Annotated in this window: 1 protein-coding gene; it reads left to right on the forward strand. The window is 70.3% G+C overall.

Annotation, left to right across the window (positions count from 1 at the left end; translation table 11 throughout):
• A partial coding sequence (locus tag IH48_RS33930; protein WP_037844060.1) for an acyltransferase domain-containing protein occupies positions 1-502 on the forward strand: 502 nt, incomplete at both ends.

A 502-nucleotide genomic window follows, 5' to 3' on the forward strand; every position in this document is an offset into this window, starting at 1 on the left:
CGGCACCAACGCCCACCTCATCCTCGAACAACCCCCCACCACCACAGACACGCCCAGCGACGCCGACGCTCCGACCGACACCGAGGCTTCGGAGGCGGCCTCCTTCGAGGGGCCGTGTGTGTGGCTGCTCTCGGGCAAGTCGCCCCAGGCGCTGGCAGACCAGGCGGGACGACTCCACGCGTTCGCCACCGATCATCCGGAGGTGGACGCCCGCGACATCGCTCATGCTCTGGCGACCACGCGTACCACGTTCGAGCACCGTGCCGCCGTGATCGCCCACGAGCGCACCGACCTGCTGGACGCCCTCACCGCGCTCCAGGAAGGCCGGCCCTCACCCCATCTCATACACGCCGGCCAGCAGCCCCGGCCGACAGGACGGACAGCGTTCCTCTTCACCGGCCAGGGCTCGCAACGAGCCGGAATGGGCCGCGAACTCCACGCCGCCTCACCCGTCTTCGCCACAGCCTTCGACGAAGCCTGCCACGCCTTCACCCCCCACCTC

Source organism: Streptomyces sp. NRRL F-5126 (assembly GCF_000721265.1).
GTDB lineage: Bacteria > Actinomycetota > Actinomycetes > Streptomycetales > Streptomycetaceae > Streptomyces.